19 protein-coding genes are annotated in these 25,167 nt (G+C 72.3%); 6 read left to right on the top strand and 13 right to left on the bottom strand.

Annotated features, from left to right (window positions below; genetic code table 11):
• Both mycP (IE172_RS17460) and IE172_RS17455 read left to right on the top strand, forming a co-directional pair.
• On the top strand, positions 1-1,401 hold the full coding sequence (gene mycP, locus IE172_RS17460) for a type VII secretion-associated serine protease mycosin (RefSeq protein ID WP_190098157.1): 1,401 nt from the start codon (positions 1-3) through the stop codon (positions 1,399-1,401).
• A gap of 25 nt (positions 1,402-1,426) precedes the next feature.
• The gene (locus tag IE172_RS17455) at positions 1,427-1,669 is read left to right on the top strand and encodes a hypothetical protein (protein ID WP_190098156.1); all 243 of its coding nucleotides are present in this window, start codon (positions 1,427-1,429) and stop codon (positions 1,667-1,669) included.
• A 115-nt stretch (positions 1,670-1,784) separates the two neighbouring features.
• Here the strand turns inward: IE172_RS17455 and IE172_RS17450 are convergent, their stop codons facing one another.
• The 6 genes from IE172_RS17450 to IE172_RS17425 all read right to left on the bottom strand — a co-directional run bounded on the left by IE172_RS17450 (position 1,785) and on the right by IE172_RS17425 (position 8,660).
• On the bottom strand, positions 1,785-2,369 hold the full coding sequence (locus IE172_RS17450; RefSeq protein WP_190098155.1) for a hypothetical protein: 585 nt from the start codon (positions 2,367-2,369) through the stop codon (positions 1,785-1,787).
• Entirely contained in the window at positions 2,344-6,801 is a 4,458-nt protein-coding gene (locus tag IE172_RS17445) for a putative T7SS-secreted protein (protein WP_229886146.1), read from the bottom strand. The genes IE172_RS17450 and IE172_RS17445 overlap by 26 nt, the downstream gene beginning before the upstream one ends.
• A 22-nt stretch (positions 6,802-6,823) precedes the next feature.
• Positions 6,824-7,321 (bottom strand): hypothetical protein, encoded by a 498-nt coding sequence (locus tag IE172_RS17440; RefSeq protein ID WP_190098154.1) that lies wholly within the window; start codon positions 7,319-7,321, stop codon positions 6,824-6,826.
• Positions 7,318-7,848 (bottom strand): SseB family protein, encoded by a 531-nt coding sequence (locus IE172_RS17435; RefSeq protein WP_229886145.1) that lies wholly within the window; start codon positions 7,846-7,848, stop codon positions 7,318-7,320. Before IE172_RS17435 ends, IE172_RS17440 begins: the two co-directional genes overlap by 4 nt.
• Positions 7,849-7,984: 136 nt before the next feature.
• Positions 7,985-8,296 (bottom strand): WXG100 family type VII secretion target, encoded by a 312-nt coding sequence (locus IE172_RS17430; protein ID WP_190098152.1) that lies wholly within the window; start codon positions 8,294-8,296, stop codon positions 7,985-7,987.
• 31 nt (positions 8,297-8,327) lie between these two features.
• Entirely contained in the window at positions 8,328-8,660 is a 333-nt protein-coding gene (locus tag IE172_RS17425; protein ID WP_190098151.1) for a WXG100 family type VII secretion target, read from the bottom strand.
• A gap of 344 nt (positions 8,661-9,004) precedes the next feature.
• Here IE172_RS17425 and IE172_RS17420 point away from each other — a divergent pair, with 344 nt between their 5' ends.
• Complete coding sequence (locus IE172_RS17420; protein ID WP_190098150.1) at positions 9,005-9,316, top strand: DUF397 domain-containing protein; 312 nt, start codon at positions 9,005-9,007, stop codon at positions 9,314-9,316.
• Positions 9,317-9,329: 13 nt separating this feature from the next.
• Here the strand turns inward: IE172_RS17420 and mycP (IE172_RS17415) are convergent, their stop codons facing one another.
• On the bottom strand, positions 9,330-10,589 hold the full coding sequence (mycP, locus tag IE172_RS17415) for a type VII secretion-associated serine protease mycosin (protein ID WP_190098149.1): 1,260 nt from the start codon (positions 10,587-10,589) through the stop codon (positions 9,330-9,332).
• 59 nt (positions 10,590-10,648) lie between these two features.
• On the bottom strand, positions 10,649-12,190 hold the full coding sequence (gene eccB, locus IE172_RS17410; RefSeq protein ID WP_190098148.1) for a type VII secretion protein EccB: 1,542 nt from the start codon (positions 12,188-12,190) through the stop codon (positions 10,649-10,651).
• Positions 12,191-12,370: 180 nt separating this feature from the next.
• On the opposite strand from eccB, the gene eccE reads away from it, so the two are divergent.
• The 3 genes from eccE to IE172_RS17395 all read left to right on the top strand — a co-directional run bounded on the left by eccE (position 12,371) and on the right by IE172_RS17395 (position 18,126).
• Positions 12,371-13,699: a type VII secretion protein EccE gene (gene eccE / locus IE172_RS17405; protein WP_438817019.1), complete on the top strand. Its 1,329-nt coding sequence runs from the start codon at positions 12,371-12,373 to the stop codon at positions 13,697-13,699.
• On the top strand, positions 13,696-14,493 hold the full coding sequence (locus IE172_RS17400; RefSeq protein WP_190098147.1) for a hypothetical protein: 798 nt from the start codon (positions 13,696-13,698) through the stop codon (positions 14,491-14,493). Before eccE ends, IE172_RS17400 begins: the two co-directional genes overlap by 4 nt.
• A gap of 375 nt (positions 14,494-14,868) precedes the next feature.
• Positions 14,869-18,126 (top strand): SCO5717 family growth-regulating ATPase, encoded by a 3,258-nt coding sequence (locus IE172_RS17395; protein WP_229886140.1) that lies wholly within the window; start codon positions 14,869-14,871, stop codon positions 18,124-18,126.
• A gap of 62 nt (positions 18,127-18,188) precedes the next feature.
• Here IE172_RS17395 and IE172_RS17390 read toward each other — a convergent pair whose 3' ends face one another.
• The 5 genes from IE172_RS17390 to IE172_RS17370 all read right to left on the bottom strand — a co-directional run bounded on the left by IE172_RS17390 (position 18,189) and on the right by IE172_RS17370 (position 25,127).
• Complete coding sequence (locus IE172_RS17390; RefSeq protein WP_190098145.1) at positions 18,189-19,145, bottom strand: bifunctional riboflavin kinase/FAD synthetase; 957 nt, start codon at positions 19,143-19,145, stop codon at positions 18,189-18,191.
• Positions 19,146-19,284: 139 nt separating this feature from the next.
• Positions 19,285-22,902, bottom strand: a complete 3,618-nt coding sequence (locus tag IE172_RS17385; RefSeq protein ID WP_190098186.1) for a trypsin-like peptidase domain-containing protein — start codon at positions 22,900-22,902, stop codon at positions 19,285-19,287.
• A 527-nt stretch (positions 22,903-23,429) separates the two neighbouring features.
• Positions 23,430-24,335, bottom strand: coding sequence for a tRNA pseudouridine(55) synthase TruB (truB, locus tag IE172_RS17380; RefSeq protein WP_190098144.1), 906 nt, complete (start codon positions 24,333-24,335; stop codon positions 23,430-23,432).
• Positions 24,332-24,781, bottom strand: coding sequence for a 30S ribosome-binding factor RbfA (gene rbfA / locus IE172_RS17375; protein WP_190098143.1), 450 nt, complete (start codon positions 24,779-24,781; stop codon positions 24,332-24,334). The genes truB and rbfA overlap by 4 nt, the downstream gene beginning before the upstream one ends.
• Before the next feature lie 49 nt (positions 24,782-24,830).
• The gene (locus IE172_RS17370) at positions 24,831-25,127 is read right to left on the bottom strand and encodes a DUF503 domain-containing protein (RefSeq protein ID WP_190098142.1); all 297 of its coding nucleotides are present in this window, start codon (positions 25,125-25,127) and stop codon (positions 24,831-24,833) included.
• Between the last annotated feature and the right edge of the window lie 40 nt (positions 25,128-25,167).

The raw sequence follows: 25,167 nt of genomic DNA, 5'->3' as shown, positions 1-25,167 counted from the left end.
ATGCACGCCAGCAGCACGCCATCACGGCAGCGCTTCTCCATCGCAGCGGCTGCCCTCGGCCTGCTGCTGGTGGGCGTCGCAGCAACACCCGCCCATGCCCAGTCGGTTCGCTCGATGCAATGGCATCTCGACGCCATGCAGGCCGAGGAGATGTGGAAGAGAAGTACCGGCAAGGGCATCACCGTTGCCGTCATCGACTCCGGCGTCGATGACACCCTTGCCGACCTGAGGGGGCAAGTCCTCGAAGGTAAGGATTACTCCGAGCAACGTGGTGATGAGAACACCGACATCGCCGACCATGGGACATCCACAGCGGCACTGATCGCGGCCACGGGAGCACGGGGAGCGGAACAGGGGTCCTACGGTCTCGCGCCAGGCGCCAAGATCCTGCCGATCCGGATGCGGTATTCCACGGAGAACTACGGTCAAGTCGACAGCAAAGCGCAGTACTCACGCGTCCTGACGCAGGCGATTCGCTACGCGGCGGACTCCGAGGCCCAGATCATCAACGTCTCGATGGGCAATTCCGACGCGCCGGGCAGAAGAAACGTCGGAACCGTAGAGCTTGAGTCCGCAGTCCGATACGCCATCAGCAAGGGCAAGCTGATTTTCGCAGCTGTCGGCAACAGCGGGGACAAGTCCAACCTCGAGGAGTACCCAGCCGCGACCCCCGGGGTTGTGGGTGTGGGAGGCACGGACGAAGACGGCAAAGTCCTGAAGGAGTCCCAGCGCGGTCCGCAAGTCGACCTCGCCGCTCCCGGCGGCGACATCGTCAACGCCTGTGCTGGGCGTACGCAGATCTGCAAAGGGAGCGGCACGAGTGCTTCCGCAGCCCTGGCCTCGGCCTCTGCCGCACTGATCTGGGCACAGCACCCGGACTGGACCAACCACCAGGTTCTCCGCGTCATGCTGAACACCGCCGGAAAGGCCAAGAGCGGCGAGAAGCGGACGGATTCCCTCGGCTACGGCATCGTCCGTCCCCGCATCGCGCTCCAGAATCCAGGTGACCCGGGTCCGGCTGATCAGTACCCTTTGCCCGATCTGACAGCGGCCGCATCGCCGCCGCCATCAGTGGGCACCCCACCCGCCACCGGCGCGGGGGGCGATGTCACAGCGACTGACAAGGCGAAGCCTGCCTCGTCCGCGTCGGGCGACAACGACGGAAGCCGAGCCGCATGGGTAGCTGCGGGTGTAGCAGCCGCCGCACTCCTCGCGGCCGCTGTCGCCATCCCCGTGCTTCGCGCCCGTCGTCGGAAGACCGCTCCGGTTCCGACAGCCCCGCCGGTCCCACCGACCTACTCCCCCTACGCACCGCCGATGCAGCCGCCGCCCTACGGACCGCCGGCAGGGCACGTCGCGCCTTCCCCTCCTGGATCTTCTGACGAGGGGCGACGCCCCTGAGTACGCCCTCAGCCCAGGAGGACACATGCACGCCAGCAGCACGCCGTCACGGCAGCGCTTCTCCATCGCGGCGGCTGCCCTCGGCCTGCTGCTGGTGGGAATCGCCGCGGCACCCGCCCACGCGGAGTCCGGGCGGGACCGCCACTGGCATCTCGATGCCATGCAGGCCAAGGTGATGTGGGAGGTGAGCACGGGAAGCGGCATCACCATCACTGTCATCGACACCGGTGTGGGTGCCTCCTGGCTGACCTCAGAGGTCGAGTCCTGAAGGGCAAGGACCTCTCCAAACACGAAGGAGATGAACGCGCCGATCATTCAGGTCACGGCACGAGTGTGGCTGCGCTGACTGCTGATACTGGCGCGCGCGGCGGCGTCAACGGGCGTCAAGGCAACCGAGGAATAAGTGGCAGCCACTCTGTGAGCTGGTGATGCTGCGGCGCCTCCGACGGGATGAGGTCAATGATCGGACGAAGCAGGGTCAGGAGATTCTTGATACGCCGCAACCGCAGAATCTCCTTCCTGGGAAGCGATGTCCATTCATCCGTGATGGCATCCACGTCGTCTCGCGATTCACGAATCTCTTCAAAGACGGCCCGACACACTTGGATCGGATCGCGAAGCGGATCGCCCTGCAACGGCCCAAAATGCTGCACTGCGTACACGCGTACGTGAATCTCGTCAGCTAGAACGCTCGCCGATTCGAATTTTCCACTGTTCTGCTTCCGACTAAGCGCGGCCAAGGCGAGCCGGGCCCAACGAATCTGCGTCTCCCTGTCCAGGTCAGGATTGCGCATCCTGCCGACCGACAAATCGCGCACCGTTTCCCATGATTGCCAGTCGAGGACCAAGTGATCCGATTGCATCACCAAGGTCTCTAGTTCTTCAAGTGGCGCGCCCGAGATCTTTTCACTTCCGAATTGCGCCGAGCCCTCGTCCAGTGCGTCATTCGAAGAATGGAATTCCTGCACGCTCAAACGCCTCCCTTCCGACTCCCAGGCTCTCCTGCGAGGGTCTGTAATGCCCACTGTTATTATTGATCTCCATACCGAAGTAGTTTCCCCCACTCCCAGAGATCTCCGCCTCTCCAGCTGTCTGCACTTTCCCTCCGCGCGTCAGAACGGGATGCTTCAGCTCGATACCCGAAACATACTTGGGCATTACGAGAAGATTGCCATTTCCATCTACGACCCATTTTACAGTTCCGGAGTTTATCGCTTCATCAAACCCATCATCCCCCACTCTTAGCGGCCTGACGCCCAGGCGATCCGCAACCGCTAGTTCACTATCCAACTCATTCGGCATTTGATTTTCATATGACGGGGAAAGCCCAAGAAAGTCAGCGTTAGTCTGCGGATTCGTCACGTACGCCGCAGGATTGAGGGCCGGTGCGAGACCCAGCGGATCAGGTGTGAGGTACCGCGCCGTTTCCGGGTCGTAGTGGCGGAAGTAGTTGTAATGCAGGCCCGTTTCCGGGTCGTAGTACTGGCCGGGGAAGCGCAGGGGTGTGTAGGCCGTGCTGGAGGTCGGCCAGGTTGTTGTGCCCCACAGGGTGCTGCGGGTGCGCCAGGCTATGTCGCCGTGTTCGTCGATGAGTTCGGTGGGGGTGCCGACCAGGTCGGTGACGATGGCGAAGAAGCGGGAGTCGATCTCCTGCTGACGGGCGTCCGCGGCGGTGATGCGCTCTGATTGAACGATGGGCTGGAGGCCGCGATGGTCCCAGGTCAGGGTGACCGGGTTCGGGAGAGAGACGGATGTTGTTGTCTGCTCGCAGAGAGTTGTGCCGTCCCAGGCGAAGGACACTCGTTCCAGGACGGTGTCGCCGTCCTCAGCCAGGCGGACCTTGGCCGTGCGGCGGCCCAGGGGGTCATAGGTGTAGCGCCAGCGGGTGCCGTCGGGGGTGATGACCGAGGCCAGGCGATCTTCCGCGTCCCATGTGTAGTGCCAGGTGTCCGGCTTGCGGGACGGGCGCGGTTTCTGGCGGAGGGTGGTGCGGCCCAGGGCATCGTGTTCGTAGCGGACGCGGCCGGCTCGGGTGACGTGCATGCCGGAGTAGGTGCGGTCTCCTGCGGCGTCCTGGCCGGGGTAGGAACTCGGCCAGGACGCCTGAGTCTGGTTGCCGGCCTCGTCGTAGGCGTAACGCTCGGTCCAGTTCGCGGCGTGGACGGCCGTCACGCGGCCAGTCACATCCAGGTCGAAGCGGCGCGGGCCCGAGAGCTGGTCCTCGATGCCGATCAGGTTGCCGTCGGCGCGGTAGGTGTACGCGCGGTGCTGCACGGAACTACCGTCTGTGCCTGTCACCGACTGGGTTGTCGGGCGGCCCACGGGGTCCAACGTGTGGGCCAAGGTGATCGATTCGCCTATGCGGCGGGTCAGTTCCCGGCCGGCCGGGTCGTAGGTGAAGTCGATGGTGCGGCCCGAGACCGTCATGCCGGTGCGGCGGCCCGCCGGGTCGTAGGTCCAGGTGGTGGTCGCACCGGTGGGGGTCGTGCGGGCCGTGCGGCGGCCGAGGTCGTCGTAGGCGTAGGTGAGGGTGCGGCTGTCGACCGTTTCGGAGAGGACTCGGCCGTGGATGTCCCGGTCGATCATCAGGGTCGTGCCATCGGGGCCGGTGGCCTGGGTCAGTAGGTCGGTGGTGTCGTACGCGTAAGTGGTGGCTCCGTCGGGCGTGTACTTGGCGGTCACCTGGCCCAGTGCGTTGCGCTCGTACGACAGGGTCTGGCCCAGCACGTTCCTGCGGGACGTCAGGCGGCCGGCCGCGTCGTACGTGTACGTGAGGGTGCGGTTGTCGAAGTCGGTTTCCGTGCTCAGGCGGCCGGCGGGGTCGTAGGTGTAGTTCCAGGTCAGGCCCTGGGGGTTGGTGACCTTGGTGAGGTTCAGTTCTGTGTCGTGGTCGAACTCGTAGCGCACTCCGTCCGGGCCCGTGCGGGCCGTCAGCAAGTCGAAGTGCGTGTATTCGAAGTGTGTGACACCGCCGAGTCGGTCTGTGTGAGTGGTGCAGTTGCCCTCGCCGTCGTAGGTCCAGGACTCGGTGGTGCCGTCGGCGGCGGTGCGGCGGGACAGGCGTCCCTCCACGGTCCATTCGAAGCGGGTCACCGCGCCTGTGGGGTCAGTGATCGTGACCGGGCGGCCGAAAGAGTCCCGTTCGTACGACGTTGTCGCGCCGAGAGGGTCCGTGACGCGTACGGGGAGGCCGGCGTTGTCGCAGTGGATCGCTGTCGTGTGGCCGAGGGGGTCGATGACGGCCGTCAGGCGGCCGCGCTCGTCGTTGGTGAAGTGGGTGGTGTGACCCGTCGGCGCGGTGAGGGAGGTTCTGTTGCCGCGGGAGTCGTACGTCTGGTGGGCGGTGGTGCCGTTCGGGTGGCGGACCGTCGTGGGAAGGTGGAGGTCGTTGTAGTCGGCTCGGGGCTCGCGGCCGTCGGGACGTAGGACAGAGGTGAGGTTCCCTGCCTCGTCATAGCCGAAGCGCGTGGTGTGGCCCAGGGCGTCGGTGCGGGACAGCAGGCGGTTGTAGCGGTCCCGGTCGAAGCGGGTGACCGCGCCCACCGGGTCGACCTCGGCCACCACCTGGCTCAGTTCGTTGACGAAGTAGCGGTAGACGTGTCCGTTGCCCGTGGTGGCGGTGGTGGTGCGCAGGCCCGTCTCGGGGTCCCGGTCGGTGTACGCGATCCGCAGGCTCATGTGGCCTTCGGCGCCACCCTCGGCGATACAGCGGTCGCGGTCGTCGTACGCGTAGGTGTAGCCGCGGTCGTTGGTGTCGGTCCAGGAGGTGATGCGGCCCGCTGCGTCGTAGGTGAAGCGGAGCGGCAGGCCGGAGGAGTTCACCACCTCGGTGAGGTCACCTGCCGTGGAGTAGCCGTAGCGGATCAGTTGCTGGTCGCTGCCGTCCGGGGCCCCGCCCACCAGGTGCAGGGCGGTGATGCGGTGGTCTTCGGCAGTGATGCGGATGCGGTAGCCGCCGCTGTGGGAGAGGGCGGTGGGGGTGCCGTCCGTGTCGTGCTCGAAGGTGATGCGGTTGCCGTTGCGGTCGTCGATCCGGTCCAGGAGGGCGTGGTCGTCGGCATGCCGGGCGAAGTGCCAGGTGCGTCCGAGAGCGGGGTTCGTGATCGTGTAGCCCTCGGGCTCGGAGCGCAGCTCCCAGCGTGGTCCTTCCGTCGGCAGGCTCGTACCGTCCGCCGCCGGGTGCGGGAAGGCCAGGATCAGGCCGTCCTCGTGGACGAAGACGATGCGGTCGGGCTCGATCTCGAGCCGCTGGTCGACGGTCGAGGACCAGGAGGGGCCGAGCCAGCGGCCGGCGCGGTAGCCGGACTCCGCGCGGCGTTTGAACACCAGGGGAAGTGTTCCGGGGAGGGTCACGTCGGTCTGAGGCAGATACATCCTGCCGGTGGCCAGGTCGACCGGGTCGGTGGGGTTGTGCTGGGTGGCGTGGCCGTCGCTGTGGGTGCCGGGGTCGCTTCCGTCCACGTGGGAACCGGCCGTGCCCAGGCCCGTCGGGCTGCCCATGGCGTTGCGGCCGTCCATGTGGCGGGCCAGGCTTCCCGCGCCCTTGAAGGCCGCTCCGCCGGCGAGGCTGGGCACCGCGTAGCCCAGCATGCGGGCCGGGTCCTTCTGGAATTCGTCCCAGGTGTTGACGGCGCCGTCGTAGATGGCGTTCGAGAAGCCGACCGGGTCCCTGACCGCGCCCACGCCGCCGTCGATGACCATCGCTCCGTCGTGGAGGTAGGCCTTCGGTTCGGTGAGCAGTCGGCCCGGGTTGACGGCGAGGCCGAATTCGACGAGGTCGTTCCAGCCCTCCTTCGCTCCCTCGGTCATGCGCTGCCGGCCGCTCGGTCGTTTCGGAGCCTTCTCCGCGGCCTTGTTCAGCGTCCGCTTCGCGGCGTCGGCCGCCTCGGCGACCTCGCCCCGTGCGGTGTTGATCATCTCGACCAGTTCCGCCATCGCGGTCCGCCCCGGGTCGGTCTCGGGTGGCCGGGTGGGCAGCGTGGGCGCTTCCGTCTTGATCGCCGCGTTGTAGTCGTCGACGGCCTTGGCGTACTGGCGGGAGAGCTCGCGGGCGACGGGTGCCTCGTGGTCGAGGATGTGCCGGGTGAGGCGCTGGGCGCCGCCGAGGACCTCGCGGTAGGCGAGTACGGCGGCGCCCGCCTCGACGAAGGCGCCCATCGCTCCGTCGAGGTCCTTGGGCAGCTTCTTGACCGTCTTGCGGAACTCCTCGGCGGCCTCGCCCTGCCAGGGGTCGGTGTTGAGTTTGCGCAGTTGTTCCGCGCCCTCGCCGAAGTGTGCCGCCGCGCCGCCGAGTTTCTTGATCAGCCGGTCGAGCTCAGCGGGTTTGCCCGGGATCCAGTCCTGGACCGTGTCCGCGGGGCCGATCCATATACGGCGAAGGAGGAACCGTTTCTCCGACATGCTGGTGTTCCCGCTCCTGCCGCTACTTCCGGGGTCCGTCAGGGGTTTGGTCCTGGCCGTCGCGCTCCACCGGCACCAGTCGGGCCTGGACCTCGCCGTCCTCGGCTAGTCCGTGCTCCTCGAGCCATGTGGTGACGGGGTGGTCGTTCTCGTACTGCTGCTGCCGCTCGAGCATCATGGCCTTGTACCGGTTCTTGGTCTCGGTGACCAGGAAGTCGTTGATCGTGGCGCTCAGCGCGGCGACGATCATGTCGGCGTCGTCGGCGATGCAGCCCAGGCCGTGGCACCACTTGTCAAGGAAGTCGTTGACCGCCTCGGTGACTTCACCGGCACCGGTCCTGTCCTCGGTGACCTGGAAGGCGTCGTCGAAGAACTGGCCGGCGCGTTCCTTGGAGATCTTCCGGGCAGCGGACGTGGACTCCTCCAGCGGCCGTGCGATCGACTGGAGGAACTGCACCTCCCACTTGAACTCGCCGCCGTCCGCGCCCCGTCGGATGAGCCAACCCTGTACGTCGCTCATGCCGCACTGCCCCGGGGACGGTAGGAGATGTGCAGTACCGGTTCGGCGGCGGTGGCGGCCGAGGCGAGGCGCACGGTGTGCTCGGCGGCCGGGTCCAGCCAGACGTCGAGTTCAGGTGGCAGCAGGCCGAGGAGGTCGGCGCCCGTGGTCGAGAACCATGCTCCGCCGCCGGTGAACAGCTGGAACTGCTCCAGCGAGGTGAACACCGGTACCAGCCGGGTCGCCGCAGGGGCGGCGGGTTCGGCGGTGGCCAGGTCGAGGATGCGGGAGCGTGGCGGTGCGTCGTCGGCTGCGGACTCCGGTGCGTTCATCGTCAAGAAGCCCGGCTTTTGCGGTCGTTCGCAGTACACGCGGGTTCGGAGGAAGGCGTCGAAGACGTCCTGCGGGGACGCCTCACCGCGCTTGGCCCGTCGTACGGTGCCGGCCAGGCCGGCCCTGTCGTCCGGCTGCTGCCGTGCTTCCTGTGGCTTCGCCGTGCCGGCGTCGTTGGTCGTGGTCATGTCGGCGCCGCCCCCATTCGCACGCATGTGCTCAAAGATCACACACGTCGACGGTGGTGTGCAACGCGCCTTCGCCGGCCGGGACGTGGCGAAGCGCGCAGGCGAAGAGGAGGCGTACCGGGGCCGGTTCGCCTCCTCTTCGGCCGGCGCAGTGCCGTGTGGGTCAGCCCATCAGCATGCGGAAGCGGGCCGCGTTGCCGTGGTCGGTGTCCTTGTAGCCGATGACGGACTCGTCGAGGAGCTGGGCGATGCGGGCCAGCTTCTGGCACATCTGGTCCATCTCGACGCTGCTGCTGCGCTGGATCTCGGTGTAGGCGGTCTTCGCCTCGCCCTCCCAGGTCTCGGCGACGGCCTTGACCTGGCGCATGAGGACGTCGAGCTGCTCGCTCATCTCCTTGGCCGTCTTGCGGACGTCGATGGCGGCCTGGGTGACGGTGTCGAAGTTGACCGCTGTGCGGTCGTAGTTGACGCTCACTGTGTGCTTCTCCCGGATGCGGCGGTGTCGGTCAGGCGAGGTCGGTGATGCGGCTGGAGACCTGGTAGGAGTTGTCCACCCGGCGGATCTCGGAGACGCGCTCCTGCTCGTTCGCGCTGAAGCCCTTGACGCTCATCCGCATGACGTCCTCGAGGTCGACGAGGTCGTCCTGGAGCTTCTTCAGGTGCTGGTTGACCCCGCGCTGGACGGCGTCGAACTCCTTGCCCGCGGCGCCCTGCCAGCCCGCCTGGATCATGTCGACGACGGTGTTGAGGGACGTCACCCTCTTGCTCACGTCCGTGTGGAAGTCCTGGATCTTGTTGGCGAGATCCGTAAGGTCGGAGTCGCTGTAGTCGACGCTCATGTGCCTCTTGCCCTCCTTGTGAAGTGCTGGTGGCCGTCGCCACCGTGACGGGTCGCCATGGACGGATGTCCAGGTGTCCTGGCGGGCAAGAACCGCTGCCTCCCAGCGCGACACGTGGTCGCAGCGTCGCGCCGCCCCCGTGCGGTACCACACGCGTGGCACCGGGAGCCACTTTAGTCACTTGGTGTGGGTGTTCCAACTGCAAAGCGGCCACGGGCGAGTTCGGGCCCGGTACTGTCCGCCGCAACCGTGTGATCCGGCCACGGAACGGACATGCCCCGCGGGGGGTGCCCAGTACTGTGGCCGGGGATCGTTCGTACGTGACGAGAGGACACCGTTCCGCCATGGCTGATCTGCCGGACCGGGAGCGCGAGACGCCCGAGGACATCAAGGCGCGCAAGGAGCGTGAGCGGGACGAGCTGTACGCGCTGGACATCTCCGGCGTCGAGTGGCACTCCGCTCCGGGCACGGAGGAGCACGAGGAGCGGGTGGAGATCGCCTACCTGCCCGACGGCGCGGTGGCCATGCGGTCCTCGCTCGATCCGGGGACGGTGCTGCGCTACACGGAGGCCGAGTGGCGTGCCTTCGTCCTGGGGGCGCGGGACGGGGAGTTCGACCTGGAGCCGTCGGCGGGCAACGCGGCCGCCGGCGACTGACCCGCGCGGGACGTCACGCCTCCCGCTCCCCCCGGCGGCGGCGCAGGTCGCGCAGGGCCACCGCGGTACCGGTGATGACGGTGACCAGGACCCCGGTGATGCCCAGGGCGTAGGTGGCGTGCCGTTCGTCGCGTTCCGCCGGGGTCTCCGCCAGGGAGAACGGGGCGACGTCGGGCGACTTGGCCCTGGCCACCCCGGGGTCGGGCGTGGGGGACGAGGGGGGGTCGGCGAGGTCGGACTCCTGGACGGCGCGGACCGGGTCGACCACGCCCCAGCCGACGAAGTCGTCGTGGCCGTTGACCGAGCGCTCCGCCGTCTGTTCGATCCGGGTGACGATCTGGGCCGGGGTCCAGTCGGGGTGCTTCTCCTTGAGGAGGGCCGCCACCCCGGCGACGAAGGGGGCGGAGAAGCTGGTGCCGCTGTCCGTGCACTGGCCGCCGCCGGGGACCGTGGAGACGATGTCGACTCCCGGCGCTGCCACTCCCACGAAGTCGCCGGCCTGGGAGAAGGCGGCGCGTTCGTTGTTGCGGTCGGAGGAGGCCACGGCGAGGACGCCGTCGAAGGCGGCGGGGTAGGTCTTCCTGGCCTTGCCGTCGAGACCGTCGTTGCCCGCCGACGCGACCACGACGACCTCGCGCGCGATGGCCTTGCGGACCGACTCCGCGAGGGCGGAGGTGGCGGACAGCGGCTTGGCGGTGTCCTGGGAGATGTTGATGACGTCGGCGCCGCGGGCCACGGCGTGGTCGATGGCCCGCGCCATGCTGTCGGAGTCGCCGCTGCTGTCGGCGTCGTTCTGGCGGATCGGGATGATGGTGGCGCCCGGTGCCAGGCCGACGAATCCGGTTCCTTCGCGGGGGCGGGCGGCGATGATGCCGGCGACCTTCGTTCCGTGCCCCACCTCGTCGTTGGTGGGGTCGCCGCCCTTGCCCGTGGTGAGCAGGTCCAGTCCGGCCGCCTTGTCCACGGCGCCGGTGAGCTGGGGGTTCTTGTCGTCGACGCCCGTGTCGATGACGGCGACCCGGACGCCCTTGCCCTTGCCGGTGCCCTGCCAGAGTTCGTCCAGCAGGACGCGCTGCAGGGACCAGGGGCGTGCCTTGAACTGCTGCTCACTGGGGTAGGTGCACTCTCCGCTGCCGTCGAGCCGGACGGGCTCGGGCGGCGGTCCGGACGCCGCGCGGGCGGGGGTGGGCGGAGCGGCGCCGAGTGCGGTCAGCAGTACGGCGGTGGCCAGCAGGGCGGCCTTGGTGGGCGACACCGGTGCGGTCCCTTTCATGTCCGTCGTCCGTGGTCCGTGCGTGGTGGGGCGGCGGGTGTCCGCCCGGGTCCCCCGGATCACGAACCCTGGGGCTGCCGTGCGCTGTTGGTGTCCAGGCGCGGTCCCTTGGCGAGGAACTCGGACCAGGCCAGCGGGATCCTCGTCGGCCTGACGTTCTGGTAACCGAGCTTGACCTGGGCCTCGCTGGGCTCGGGCGCGGTGTCCTGCTCCTGACCCGCGTCGTCCTTGTCCGGGGCGCCCGCGCCGATGTCGGAGGTGTCGCTGTCGCTGTCCCCGTTCGCCTGGACGGCGTACCGCAGTCCGGTGTCCGTCACCAGGAAGAGGGAACCGGCGTCGGAGGCGGTGCCCTGGATCTGCGTGTAGAGCTGACCGGTTCCGGGGGTCACGTAGGTGCTGGTGCCGCCGGCCGTGATCTCGACGGGGTAGCCGCTGCCCGCCCAGGTGCTGAGCACCGTCGAGTTGTCCTCGCCCACGTCGCGCAGCACGCTGCACACCGTGTTCCGGCCGCTGTCGGCGGAGTTGACCTGCTGGGCCCGGAGCCGGGGCCAGTCGGCGGGCTGCCCGGCGAACGGCTCGGGGTCGGCCGTGAAGTCCTGCAGGCCCACGGTGCGGGCCTTGCCGTTCAGGTTCAGTACGGCCGTCTGCGGTGAGGAGATCAGCAGCCAGGCGGTGAACTCGCTGACCGGCTGCACCTTTCCGGGCAGGACGACGAAGTACCGGGTCCCCTCGCCGGTCTCCGTCCTGAGGACCGTGCCGACCCTGTTCTCGTCCGCCGACAGCTGTCCCGGGACGCCCGCCGGATCGCCGACGTTCGCGGGGAGCCGCGGGAAGCGGATGGGATCGCCCTCGTGAAGGGTGGCGAGCCATTCCTCGGAGACGAGCTGGGGTGTGCGGGAGCCGACGAGGGCGACGGTCAGCGGGTCGGATTCGGCGCCGGTGACGGCGTACGAGGTCCCGCGGGCGTCGACGAGGTGGCGCTCGCCGCCGCGGGTCTTGACGTACAGGGTGTCGCCGCCGGTGAGCCGGCCCGCTCCCTCGGTCTTCTTCTTGTCGGCGTCGGCGAGCACGAACGTCGCCTCCTGGACGGTGCTGTTGCCGTTCTTGCCGCCGGGCTGCGCGCAGACGGCCCAGCGTTTGGCCCGGCCGGCCTCGTCCGCGGAGGGCAGGCGGTCGGGGGCGTAGGGGATGCCGAGGATGGGTCCGCGCGGCAGTTTGCCGGAGTCGAGGATCTTGTCGTCGACCTGGACCACCTTGTATCCGGCGTCCTTCATCAGCAGGCGCGCGGAGGCGTGGTTGAGCACCGGGTGCAGGCGGGTGTCACCGTCCGTCTTGAGGACGACGTACCGGGTCGTCGACTGCTTGCCGACGATCACGCGGGTACCGGGCTTGTCCCAGTCGGGCGGGGCGGTGGGCTTGAACATGCCCCAGGCGCCGAACACGCCGAGCACCAGCGCGCCGACCACCAGGCTGGGGACGACCGCGCGCAGCGGCCGGGGCGCTCCCTCCTCCGACCCCGTAGGTGAGGGCTGGAGGAACGCGGCCAGCATGCGCCGCTTCGCGAACGTGTAGGCGTTGAGTTCGTCCCGCCGTGATGCCATGAGTGACTGCCGCTCCCCGTTACCGCCCCCGGGGTCCGAGTCCCGGGCCGTCCGTTGTCGGACGGGCCCCCTACTATGCCTGGTGATCGTCGGCGTGCGGGGAGCAGGTAGGGTTCGGGCTCCTTCCGGGCCCGTGGCGGGGCAGGCGCCCGGGGCGAGTTGAGCAGATCGGGGGATGGTGTGAGGGCTTCGGGGACGCGGGTGCGTGGCCCGGCGGGAGTGCGGGGGCCGTCCGCGGGCGGGCCCGAGGGGGCGGGGCAGCCGTCGGCGGCCGGGGAGCCCTCGCGGGAGCAGCCGCGCCTCAAGGCGCGCCCGGAACAAGGTGGTTCGTTCCGGTTGCAACGGCTTGTGCTGCTGGAGATCGCCGCGGCCGTGCTGCTCGTCGGCTGGGTGACCGGTCCGGTCGGCCTGGTGCCGGCCGTGGTCGTCGCCGCCGTGCTCGTGGCGCTGGCCGTGGTCCGTCGCCGTGGCCGCTCGCTGCCCGAATGGCTGGCCACCGCGCGGGCGTTGCGTGCGCGGCGGAAGCGGGCCGCGGCGCTCGTGGTGCCGCCGGGGACCGAGCCGGGGCTGGTGCCGGTGCTCGAATGCGCGCCGGCGCTGCGCACGTACTCCCACGGGGTGCGGGACCGGCGGCCGGTGGGGATCATCGGGGACGGCACCTTCGTCACCGCGGTGGTGCACGTGGAGGCGGACTTCACCGCGCTGCGCGCGGAGCGCGGCAGCCGGCCGCTGCCGCTGGGTCTGGTGCGGGACGCCCTGGAAGTGGACGGGATACGGCTGGAGTCGGCGCAGGTCGTGCTGCACACCCAGCCCGCTCCCGCGCTGCACCTGCCCCGGCAGTCCGTGGCGGTGGCCAACTACGCGCCGCTGCAGGAGCAGATCGAGGCCCCGGCGGTGCGCATCACCTGGGTCGCGCTGAAGCTGGACCCCGAACTGTGTCCCGAGGCCGTGGCCGCGCGGGGCGGCGGGCGGCTGGGGGCGCAGAAGTGCGTCGCCCGCGCGGCTCATCATCTCGCCAGCCGGTTGACGGGTGCCGGTTTCCGGGCTGCCGTGCTGGACGAGGAGGAGCTGGTCGCGGCCCTCGCGACGTCGGCGTGCGCCAATCCGCTGGTGACGGCGGAGGCGGGGCGGACGGAGACGAGGGAGCGTCGGACCGAGGAGTCCGGCCGCAGCTGGCGCTGCGACAACCGCAGGCACACGTCGTACTGGATACGCCGGTGGCCGGGGGCCGGTGGCGGCGACGGGCCGTCGCTCCCCCAGTTCGTCGCCCGTGTGACCGCGGTGCCCGCGCTCGCCACGACCTTCAGTCTCACGCTGGCGCGTGCGGAGGGGCAGGAGGTGTCCCTCTGCGGTCACCTGCGGGTGACGGGACGCAGTGACGACGAACTGGTGGCGGCGCGGCGCGCGGTGGAGGAGGCCGCCCGGGGGACCGGGGCGGGCCTGGCCCGCCTGGACCGGGAGCAGTTGCCCGGCATGCTGGCCACGCTGCCGCTGGGAGGTGCGCGGTGACGACGACCACGACGGGTACGGCCGACGGGGCGTCGGCTCAGGGTCCCCCGGACGAGGGTGCCCCGCCTGCGGGCCGGCGGGGCGGTGTCGGGCGGCTGCTCAGTGGCTTCGGGCTGCTCGGGCCGCGGCACGGGCGGCACACGCTGTCCGCGGCCGAGGTGGACGCGCTGGCGCTGCCGATCGGTGACGACGGGGTCATCGCCGGGGTGGACGCCGAGGGCCGGCCGGCGGTGCTGGGGCTGAACCGGCCCACGCCGTACGACGTCGTCCTGATCGGCGGGTTGTGGACGGCGCAGGTGCTCGCGCTGCGCGCGGCGGCGACGGGGGCGCGCGTCGCGGTGGAGACGGGCCGCCCGCAGGCCTGGTTGCAGATGCTCCACGCGATGGGCGGCGGACAGAACGGTCTGGCGGTGTACGACGTGGGCCGTGTGCCGCCGCAGGGCGCCTCCGCGGGGACGCCCGTACTGGTCGTGCGGGACTGCGGGATGCGACCGCCGAGGGGGCGGGTCGCCTCGGGTCCCTGGCAGTCGCTGCTGACCCTGTTGCCGTATCTGAGTCCTGTCGCTCCCGGGCTGCTGCGGCGGGCCCGGCTGGCCGGCATCCAGCGGGTCTCTCCGGACGAGGCGGCGGAACTGGGCCGCACCATGGGCCTCACACCGGCCGAGGTGGAGTCCCTGCCCACCCTCGCGGACGGCGTGACGCTGTGGTGCGCCGACGGCGACCGGCAGTACGTGACGACCCGGCCCACGGACGCGGAGACCGGACTGCTGGGCATGCCGCGGCGGATGGACTGACGGGACCGGGGACGCGCGGCGTCGTTCCCTCACCCGGTGTTCACCGCATTCCCACATGACCGCCCGGCTTGCCCCGTTTGCGGGCGGATGTCGGGCGGCCGGTCCTCGGCGGTGTTCCCTCGGCGGCCCGGAGGGCCGATGGTGGTGGGTGGACGGGCCTGCCGATGTGGGGCGTGTGGTGATTAGGCTGGGAGTGGGCGTGACGCCGGAACCCGTGAACCGGGCGGCGGCGTCCCGGACGGGGGCGGGGGAGGCCGGCGGCGCCGGAGCAACTCGCCCGGCCTCGAGCGGCTTCGGACCACTGCGAGGCACTACGGACGACGGACACGGTCGCCCCAGCGTGGCATGGGGGTGCACGACCAATCAGGAGGAACTGTGAGCAGCGATCGGGACGGGACGCGCGGGGGCTGGGCGACACCCGGCGATGACCAGCCCGACGCGGAGTCAGCCATCGACACGACGGGCGAGTTCACCATCGACTACGCGCCGCCGGCCTGGTACACGCAGAATTCCGCGGGGAGTTCGGGCCCGGAGGCGTCGTCCTCCTCTTCCGGTCCCTCCGATGCCGCCGGTTCCCCGGCTTCCTCCTCTTCGCCCGTTTCCGGTTCCCCGCCCGTCCAGCCGCCGGCGGCGCCTTCCGCCGCAGGGCCCGTTCCGCCGCTGCCCGGGCCGATCCCGCCGCCGCACGGTGTGGGGGCGGCGTCCGACTCCCCGTCCGCGCCGGGGGCGCCGTTCGCTCCTCCCGCGCCGCCGTCCGGGCCGCCGGTGGCCGTGCCCAGGCTTCCCGTGGGGAGCGGGTTCGAGCCGCAGCGCCCGGACGCGGAGGCCGCGCCGGACGCCGGGGGTCCGGATGCCGGTGCGGCGTCACCCTCGGATGCGCCGGACGCTCCGGCGGGCGGGGGCCCTGCGCCGTGGTCCGCGTCGCAGGTCTCCCCCGCGCAGCCGGGGCAGCCGGAGCCGACCGGCAATGGTGATCTGGAGAGCGGTGCCACGATCCGCTTCTCCGCCGCCGCGTTGAAGCGGGAGATCGCACAGCGGGAGACGGCCGGCGAGGTGCCCGCGGAGGCGGGGACCCCGGCGGACACAGGGGCAGCGGCGGATGCGGACGCCACGGCGGAAGCTGGGGCACCGGCGGATGCGGGGCCGGCGGCCGGCGCCGCAGGACCGGCGGACGGCGACGAGGACGCCCCGGCGGGGCCCGCGGATGCCGCGGGCTCCTCCGGCGACGGGCCGGGCGACGCCGAGAGCACCGAGGGTCCCGTGGACGGTGAATTGGCCGCGGAGCCCTCCGGCGCCGCGGCCGGCGGCGTCTCCTCCACCGAGGACGCGGTCGCGAAGGCCGACGGGGAGGACGAGGACGCCGGATCGCCGGTGACGGACGGGACCGACGGGGCGGACGGGGCGGGCGACGCCTCGGCGGCGGAGCCGGTGGCCGGGCCCGAGGACGCGGTGCCCGCCGAGGACGTGCCGGCGGCGCCGGAGCCGGAGGACGCCGAGCCGGTCGGGTCCGGCTCGGCGCCGGCCGAGGAGACCCGCGTCGGGGCCGACGAGGACGGCACGCCCCGGGATGCCGTCCCGGCGCCGGCCGACGCCGCGCCCGCCTGGACTCCCCCGGTGCCCCAGGTGCCCCCGGCCCCGCCGGCGGCGTACCCCGCCGCCGCACCCGCGCCCGCGGCCGAGTGGCCCGTGCAGCCGCCGCAGGCACCGGTGCAGCCGCAGCCCGCGGCAGCGCAGGACCAGCCCGCCGTCCCGGCCCAGCAGCCGCCGTTCCAGCCGCAGGCACCGCAGCCCGCGCCCGCCGCCTGGAACCCGCCGCCGACCGCTCCGGCCCCGCCCGGGCAGCAGCCCGCCGCGCAGCCCGGTTACGGATTCCCGCAGCCGGGAGCCGCCGCCCAGCAGCCCGCCGTGCAGCCCCCTGCCCAGCCGCAGGCCCCGCAGCCCGGGTACGGGTTCCCGCCCGCCGGTGCGGTCCAGCAGCCGCCCGCGCCGGGGCACCCCGTGAACCCGCCCGCGCACGACCCGCAGGCCGGTTACGGCTTCCCGCAGCCCGGCGCCCCGGCCCAGCCCGCCACTCCCCCGGCCGCGAACCCGCCGTCACCGCAGGCCGGTTACGGCTTCCCGCAGCCGGGCGCTCCCGCGGCCCAGCAGCCTCCCGCCCAGCCGCCGGCCGCGAACCCGGCCGCGCCGGAAGCCGGTTACGGTTTCCCGCCCGCCGGTGCCGCCCCGACTCCCCCGGCGCAGCCCGGTGGTTACGGTTTTCCCCAGCAGCCCCAGCAGCCGCAGCAGCCCCAGCAGCCGCAGCACCCCGGTGTGCCCCCGCAGGCGCAGCACCCGCAGGCGCAGCCCGGGCAGCAGGTGCCGCAGCAGCCCGTCGACCCGCGTGCCGGGGCCGCCTGGCCGCAGCCCATCCAGCACGACCAGCGGCAGCCGACCAACCCCGGCGCCGCGCCGCTCGGTTACACCGCTGCCGTGGAACTGTCGTCGGACCGGCTGCTCAACAGCAAGCGGCAGAAGGCGAAGAGCAGCCGGCCCGCGTCCGGCGGGTCGCGTTTCAAGCTGGGCGGGAAGAAGGAGGAGGCCGAGCGGCAGCGGAAGCTGGAGCTGATCCGCACGCCGGTGCTGTCCTGCTACCGCATCGCCGTCATCAGCCTCAAGGGCGGTGTGGGCAAGACGACCACGACGACCGCCCTCGGTTCCACGCTCGCCACCGAGCGGCAGGACAAGATCCTCGCGATCGACGCCAACCCGGACGCCGGGACGCTGGGCCGCCGGGTGCGGCGCGAGACCGGGGCCACCATCCGGGACCTGGTCCAGGCGATCCCGTACCTCAACTCGTACATGGACATCCGGCGGTTCACCTCACAGGCGTCCTCCGGTCTGGAGATCATCGCCAACGACGTCGACCCCGCCGTGTCCACGACGTTCAACGACGAGGACTACCGGCGCGCGATCGACGTGCTCGGCAAGCAGTACCCGATCATCCTCACCGACTCGGGTACGGGTCTGCTCTACAGCGCCATGCGGGGCGTGCTGGACCTCGCCGACCAGCTCATCATCATCTCCACGCCGTCGGTGGACGGTGCGAGCAGTGCCAGTACGACGCTGGACTGGCTGTCCGCGCACGGGTACGCGGACCTCGTCTCGCGGTCCCTCACGGTCATCTCGGGGGTGCGCGAGACGGGCAAGATGATCAAGGTCGACGACATCGTGGCGCACTTCCGGACCCGGTGCCGGGGCGTGCTCGTCGTGCCGTTCGACGAGCACCTGGCCGCCGGTGCGGAGGTCGACCTCGACATGATGCGGCCGAAGGTGCGGGAGGCGTACTTCAACCTCGCCGCGCTGGTCGCCGAGGACTTCGTCCGCCACCAGCAGTCGCACGGGCTGTGGACCTCCGACGGCAACCCGCCGCCGGTCGCCGCCCCGCCGCTGCCCGGCCAACCCGTGCCCGGCCGGCCGCAGGTCCCGGGCCAGCCGATGCCCGGCCCGTACCCCCAGCAGCCGCCGCCCGGACAGCACTACCCGCACCCGGGACAGCCGCACCAGGGACAGCCGCCGGTCCCGCCCGGGCAGCCGTACCCGCAGGTACCGGGTCAGCCCCATCCTCCGCAGCCCGGACAGCCCGGCCCGCAGTAGGCCCGCGAACGCCGGAAGCGGCCCCTCACCCGAGGGGCCGCTTCCGGCATGTACGGGTCCCGCTACTGCGGCGGTGCGGCCGCGGCCACGAGCTCCTTGCAGCGCTCGACGTCCTCGGCCATCTGCTCCAGCAGCGCCTCGATGGTGTCGAACTTCGCCTGCCCGCGGACGAAGGCCAGGAAGTCGACGGCGACGTGGAGGCCGTACAGGTCGAGGCCGACGCGGTCGATGGCGTACGCCTCGACCGTGCGCTCGGTGCCGTCGAACTGGGGGTTGGTGCCGACGGAGATCGCGGCCGGCATGGCCTCGCCCTGGGCGTGCAGCCAGCCTGCGTACACGCCGTCGGCGGGGATCGCGGTGTGCGGGAGCGTCTCGACGTTGGCCGTGGGGAATCCCAGGTCGCGGCCGCGCTGGGCGCCCCGGACGACGATCCCCTCCACCCGGTGCGGACGGCCCAGGATCTCGGCGGCGCCCCCGACCTCGCCCTCGGCGACCAGGCGGCGGGTGAGCGTGGAGGAGAACGGCTCGCCGCCGCCCGCCTCACCGCTGACGTACAGGTCGACGACCTCGACGTCGAAGTCGTAGACCTCGCCCTGCTCGGCGAGGAAGTCCACGGTGCCCGCGGCCTTGTGGCCGAAGCGGAAGTTGGGGCCCTCGACGACCGCTTTGGCGTGCAGCTTGTCGACGAGGACCTTGACCACGAAGTCGGCCGCGGACAGCTTCGAGAACTCGGTGGTGAAGGGGAGGATCAGGACCGCGTCCACCCCGAGATCCGCCATCAGCTCGGCGCGCCGGTGGTGCGGGGCGAGCAGCGGGGGGTGGCTGCCGGGGCGGACGACCTCGCTGGGGTGCGGGTCGAAGGTGACGACGACGGCCGGGACGCCCAGCTCGCGGGCCCGGTCCACGGCATGCCTGATGATCAGCTGGTGCCCGCGGTGGACTCCGTCGTAGGAGCCGATGGTGACGACGCTGCGCCCCCAGTCCTGGGGGATGTCCTCCAAGCCACGCCAGCGCTGCACTGTGCCTGCTCCTCGTCGAAAACTTGCCGGACGGACCCGGGTCCGCGGACTTCTCTGCGCAGGTCTAAGGGTGCCATGCCGCGTGCTGTCCGCCCGCATCGGCATGGTCACTGTGTGACGGGGTGCACGTGGGTGCGGGTCAGGCGGGGACTCCCGCGCCCGCCAGTTCCTCGATCGTCCGCCGCGTGGCCGGGCCCACGAGCGGGGCCCACTCGCGCGGGGCGTCCGCGAGCCAGCCGGCCACGGTGACGGCGAACCCGGGGACGTGGCGGCCCAGGTCGGTCAGGCAGCGTTCGAAGCGGGCGGCGCCCTCCGGGGTGCGGCCGAGGAGCAGCCCGGTGCGGTGGACGAGGACGCGCGGCTCGGGGCCGCTGGTGCGGGGGGCGGCGCGCAGCACCGCCTCCAGGACGGCGGGGTCGGACTCGCGGGCGAGGAGGGCGTCCAGCAGTTCGCGGCGCAGCGGGCGGGACGCCTGGGTGCCGGGTGCGGCGAGGACCCCGGCGAGGACCAGCCGGAGCGGTTGCGGACCGTCCTCGAGCAGGCCGGTGAGCAGGGGCCGGAGTACGGCGTGGTCGGCGGGGCCGCCGTGGTCCAGTCTCCGGTCGGCGTACGCGGCGAGGGGCCCGGTGAGTTCGGGCCGCCGTGCCGCGCTGTCCCGCAGGAGGGCGGCGACCGGCCGGGCGAGGGCGGGGGTGGTGGCGTCGGCGAGGGCGTGGAAGGTGCCGGCCGGATCCGCCGCTCCTGCCAGCCTCGCCCGGAAGGCGTCGAGGACGGGGCCCGGGTGGGTGTCGAGGGCGCCGGTCAGCGCGCTCGGCGGGAGGTGGGGGTCGCCGTCCGCGAAGTGGGCCAGGGCCCGGGCGAGGTGCCGGTCCCTGCTGTCGGGGTCACGGACGAGGAGGGCGAGCGCCCCGCCGTGCAGCTCGCGGTCGGTGGCGCGGACGAGGACGGAGAGGGCCGCGTACCGGAGCAGGGTGCGGTCGGCGGCGTCGCGTGCGTGCGGCGCGGCCCGCAGGCCGTAGGTGATCGCCGCGGCCCGGCGCGCGGGACGTTCGTCGCGCGCCCAGCGGTCGGCGGCCCGGCACATCGCCGCGGGCTCCTCCTCCGTCAGGACGGTGAGCAGTTGGTCGGCGCGCCGGTGGGCGCTGTCGGCGAGGGCTTCCGTCAGCGTGTCCAGGGCCTCGTGGCGGTGGGTGTGCAGCAGCGCCTGCGCGGCCGTCGCGACGGTCGCGTGCGGGGTGGCGGGCAGCGGCCGCTCGTCCTCGAACCAGCGCACCAGGTACGGCAGTACGGCGGCGGGGTCGGCGGTGAGCAGCCGGGCGGCGGCGTCCAGGAAGCGGGGTCCGCCCTCGCACGGGGGGCCGTCGGCGTGGACGAGGCGGCGCAGCAGGGCGCAGCGGTCCTCCGGCGGCAGCCGCAGGGCGGTCCAGAAGGCGGGGCCGAGCTCCGGCGGGACCGTCCGGCGTTGTTCCCGCCATGCCACGATCCGGTCGGTCAGCAGGCGCAGCACGTCCGTGTACGGGGTCGCGTCGGGCACGCGGGCGAGGGTGGTGGTGAGCAGGCGGGCGGCCCACCAGGAGCCGGGGTCGGCGTCGAGGGCGTGGGTGAGGTCCGCCAGGCGTGAGGCGAGGCGGCCGGTGCCGTGCCGGCGGGCGAGGAGCAGCAGGGCCTCGACGACGGGACCGACGCGGTGGTGCGGGACGGACTCCGGGGGCGGCGGGGTGCGGTGGCCGTGGTGGACCAGGGCGCGCAGGGCAGCGTCCACGTCGAGGTGGAGGCCCTGGAGCCAGGCGGCCTGCTCCTCGTGGGCGAAGTGGTATCCGGTCCCCGCGGGCACCAGGAGTCCCTCGGCGAGCACGGCGGCTGCCCAGCCGGTTCCGTCCCCGCCGGGCCGTCCGGGGGCGGGACCGGCCGGGAACAGGTCCTCGAACGTCTCCCGGTCCAGTCCGCCGTGCCCGGTGCCGAGGCCGCGGCGGGCGGCCTCGTGGACCCGTCCGGCCACCTGGGCCGCCAGCCGCCGTACGGCCGTGCCGCGCAGTCCGTCCTCGGCGGCGAGGCGGGTGGCGATCCGCAGGCACAGCAGGTCCAGGTGGGCCGAGAGCACGTCCTCGCGGTGGACGGGGACGTCGGGCGCGTCGCCGGCGAGGGCGGACCTGACCTCGGCCAGCAGTCGCAGGGTCAGCGGGTGGCGGGCGTGGGAGCCGGTGACCGCGCCGTCGGGGATGCCGTGACGGGCACGGACGTCGCGGGCCTCCTCGGCGGTGAGGCCGCCGAGGAGTACGCACGGGGGGAGCCCTTCGGGGCGGGGCTCGCCGGAGTGCAGCAGGTCGTCGGGGAACCCCGCCTCCTCCCAGTACTCCGCGCGGCAGGCCACCACCAGCCGCGTGCCCGTGGCCCGGAGCCACCGCGCGGTGCCGGCGGTCCATTCGGGGAGGCGGTGGAAGAGTTCCGGCGGCATCCGCTCGGGGTCGTCGAGGAGCAGCAGCAGGGGGTGGCCGGCGGTGCGGGCGAGGCGGGCGAGACGCTCCGGGCTCACGTCGCCGAGGGCGTCCGGGGTGACCGGTGAGGGAGTACGGGAGGCGGCGACGGCCTCGGCGGCCCGGTCCAGTGCGCGGCGGGCGGCGTCCGCGAGGGAGCGGTCGTGCTCGCGGAGGTCGGCGCCGCGCAGCGTCAGTGTGGGCCGTCCGGCTCGCCGGCGGCGGGCGGCGAGCGCGGCGAGTTCCGTGCTGCGGCCGCTGCCGGGGGCGCCGACCAGGCCCAGTACGGTGGCACCGCCCCGCTCGAAGGCGGCGAACTCCGCCAGGACGGCGAGCCGTTCGACGTGGTCCACGGTGGTGGTCGGTGCTGTCCCACCGCGGGGGGAGGTGACCGCCGTGCCCGCCGGAGCGACGGCGGAGTCCGCCGTGTCCGGTACGAACCCGGCGCCCCGGACCACGAGTCGCGCCGCGTCAGCCGCCCGTCCGGGGGCGGCGCCCGCCGGGCGCACGATGTCCGGGACGAATGCCGCGCCCTCGGCCGGAGCCGCCGTGGCCACCGTCGGGGCAGTGGTGAACCCTCCCGCGCCGGTGGGGCGTTCGTCCCACGCGGCCGTCAGTTCCACCAGCCCGGCGAGGTTGAGGTCGGCGCCGTGGGCGGGGACCGTGGCCGCGTTCTCGGCGAGCAGTCCGGCGAGGGCCGGAGCCGCCGAGGGGAGCGGCACGGCGAAGCCCACGTCGCTGTCGGCCGAGCGGAGGGCGGTGCCGAGGACGCCGAGCACGGTGCCGGTGCGGGCGTCGAGCACCGGGCCTCCGGCGGCTCCCCCACCGAGCCGCAGCGCGTCCCGGCCGGCGGTGCCGACCGCCAGCTCCAGGGCGTTGGCGACGGGGTACGGGCGGTCGGTGGCGGTGTAGGTGACGGCGGCCGTGCCGAGGACCCGCGCCTCGCGCCAGCCCCCGGCGGCGATGCGCACATAGGTGCCGGTCCCGACGCCCTCGCGCGCGGAGACGGGCAGCGGCGCCACGCCCAGCCCGTCGGTGCGTACGAGGGCCAGGGCGAGCGCGGGCAGCGGGGTGACGGCGTCGGCGGTCACCACACAGTGGCGGTTGCCCGCCGCGTACAGCACGAGCCGGGACAGACCGTCGACCGCCTCGTGGCTGGTGATCACGGTGCCGTGCCGGTCGGCGACGAAGCCGGTGCCGCGCGGGCGGCCGGCCAGGTCGCGCAGGCGGACCAGGCCGTCGTCGACGGGGTGCTCCGGCGCGTCCGGCCCCCCGTCCGGCAGAGCACGGGGCGCGGCCGAACAGGCGAAGGGGTCCGGGCGGCCGGGGGTGACGAAGGCGGCCGAGGCGACCCCGAGGCCGGCGAGGTCGCCGCCGGGCCGCTCCGAGGCCCAGGTGGGCCGGGGGCGCCCGGACGACTCCACGCGCCCCGGTGTCCTCCCGTCGCCGGAGGGGTCCTCGCGGTCCCGGGGACGCGGAAATCCCGGGGCGCCGCTGGAAACCGCGGGGCTGCCCGGGACGTCCCGCTCCTCGCGGGACCCGATTCGTGACGGCATCCTCGAGCCTCCCGCCGTACATCCGTGCCCTGGTCTGTGACATTAGGCCCGAAATGATCAGCGGGACAGGTCCACCGGCGAACGCGCCCCGTGCGCTCCCCCGGTTCACTCCGAGCGCCCGCACCTACGGGTGAACAGGCGGGCGCGAAGGGATGGACCCTGGAGGTGGGGGAACCGAGGGGGACCGTGGAGCGGCGTCATGTCCATCCCCGTGACGCCGCTCCACGGGCGGACCCGCGGTCCGGTCGCCGCGGTCAGCCGAAGACGGCCAGGCTCTTCGCCTTCCCCCGCTGTTCCTCGACGAGCGCCAGGAACCGGCCCCCGGGGGCGAACACGCCCACGGCTCCGGATCCGGCGTACTCCTCGGGCATCTCCAGCCGCACGCCGTTGGTGAGCAGCCTGGCCCGCCGCTCGTCGACGTCCCAGCGCGGGAAGGCGGCCGTGGCGGCCTCGGCGATGGGCATCACCGTCAGCTCCTCCTGGAGCTGGTCCAGCGTCTTCGCGGCGTCCAGCTTGTACGGGCCGACGCGGGTGCGGCGCAGCGCGGTGAGGTGGCCGCCGACGCCGAGGCCGGCGCCGAGGTCGCGGGCGAGGGCGCGGATGTAGGTGCCGGAGGAGCAGACGACCGACACCACCAGGTCCAGCACCGGGGTGCCGTCCTCGGCGACGCCCTCCCGGACGTCGTACACGGAGAAGGACGAGACGGTGACCGGCCGGGCGGGGATGTCGAACTCCTCGCCCTCCCGGGCCCGCTTGTAGGACCGCACCCCGTTGATCTTGATGGCGCTGACCCTGGACGGGACCTGCATGATGTCGCCGGTCAGCCGGGCGACACCGGCGTCGACGGCCTCGCGGGTGACCGCGGAGGCGTCGGTGGAGGAGGTGATCTCCCCTTCGGCGTCGTCCGTCAGCGTGTTCTGTCCGAGCCGGACGGTGCCGACGTACTCCTTCTCGGTCAGCGCGAGATGACCGAGGAGCTTGGTCGCCCTCTCGACTCCGAGGACGAGGACGCCCGTCGCCATCGGGTCGAGGGTGCCGGCGTGGCCGACGCGCCGGGTGCGGGCGATGCCGCGCATCTTGGCGACCACGTCGTGCGAAGTGAAGCCCGACGGCTTGTCGACGATGACAAGGCCGTCGGGCGTGGTGTGCTTCTGGGTCATTCGGCGGTGTCGTCCGTCTCGTCGTCTTCCGGCTTGCGGTACGGGTCGGCGTCGCCGGCGTACCGGGCGCCCGCGGACGCCTCGCGCACCTTGGCGTCGGACTGGCGCGCCTTGTCGAGGAGGTCCTCGATGTTGCGTGCCGTGTCCGGCAGGGCGTCCATGACGAAGGTGAGGGTCGGCGTGAACTTCACGCCCGCCGCCCGGCCCACCTCGGAGCGCAGGATGCCCTTGGCGCTCTCCAGGCCCGCCGCGGCGGCCTTCCGCTCCTCGTCGTCCCCGTACACGGTGTAGAAGACGGTCGCCTCCCTCAGGTCACCGGTGACCCGGGTGTCCGTGATGGTGACGTGCGAGCCGAGCCGCGGGTCCTTGATCCCGCGCTGCAGTTTCTGGGCCACCACCTCTCGGATGAGGTCCGCCAGCCTTTTCGCCCGCGCGTTGTCGGCCACTGGTCCGTCTCCCGTTCTTTCCTGTCTGCGTGTCTCTGGGCTGTGGTCGTCAGTCGTCGTCTTCGCCGTGGAAGCGCCGCCTGACGGACAGCAGCTCCACCTCGGGGCGCCCGGCGACCAGCCGCTCGCACCGGTCCAGTACGTCTCTCAGGTGCCCCGCGTCACCGGACACCATGGCCAGGCCGACGACGGCCCTGCGATGGAGGTCCGTGTGGTCCACCTCGGCCGCGCTCACCGCGTACTTGCGCTGGAGCTCGGCGACGATCGGGCGGACGACGGAGCGCTTCTCCTTCAGCGAATGTACGTCGCCGAGGAGGAGGTCGAAGGACAGCGTCCCCACATACATGTGTGAACCGGTTCACCCGCCGGTACGGGATCGGTGGCCC

It is taken from the genome of Streptomyces griseoflavus (assembly GCF_014649995.1).
Lineage (GTDB): Bacteria > Actinomycetota > Actinomycetes > Streptomycetales > Streptomycetaceae > Streptomyces > Streptomyces griseoflavus.
Note: the sequence above shows the minus strand (reverse complement) of the source record. Positions and strands in the feature narration are given on the sequence as shown.